Origin of the sequence: Xenorhabdus sp. KJ12.1 (genome assembly GCF_963876495.1) — a bacterium.
GTDB lineage: Bacteria > Pseudomonadota > Gammaproteobacteria > Enterobacterales > Enterobacteriaceae > Xenorhabdus > Xenorhabdus stockiae.
In genome coordinates, this window is record NZ_CAWNQH010000034.1 from 1 (window position 1) to 491 (window position 491).

1 protein-coding gene is annotated in these 491 nt (G+C 52.5%); it reads left to right on the plus strand.

Annotated elements, in window-relative coordinates; translation table 11 throughout:
- The coding region (locus AACS92_RS03665) for an IS701 family transposase (RefSeq protein ID WP_153044810.1) at positions 1-491 on the plus strand (491 nt) is incomplete at both ends.

Sequence of the window (491 nt, forward strand, 5' to 3'; positions counted from 1 at the left end):
GGCTGGAGTCCCGGCATCAACCGTTTGTATTAGCGATCCCCAAGAATGAATGGCTTTGGTGGCAAGGCCCGCACGATATCAGGGCGGACGTGATTGCCGCCAGTCTGATGCCTGACGATTGGGAAACACAGTCCGCGGGGTTAGGAACAAAAGGAGCGCGTTGGTATGACTGGGCACAGATCCCGCTCTGGCGTTTGCAAATGAGTGAAGAAGAACGGCGTTATGGTCATTATCTGCTGGTCCGGCGTAGCCGGGATGATAAACAAGAACACGCGTATTATGTGGTGTATGCGCACAAAGAAGAGGCTGATCTGAAAACGCTGGTTCAGGTAGCAGGACACCGCTGGGAAATTGAAAGTGGCTTTGAAGAAACCAAAGGGGAATGTGGGCTCGATCATTACGAAGTGCGGCAGTGGCACAGTTGGTATCGGCATATTACGCTGTCTTTACTGGCCCATGCGGTCTTGGCAGTTTTGCGGATACAGGAGAAA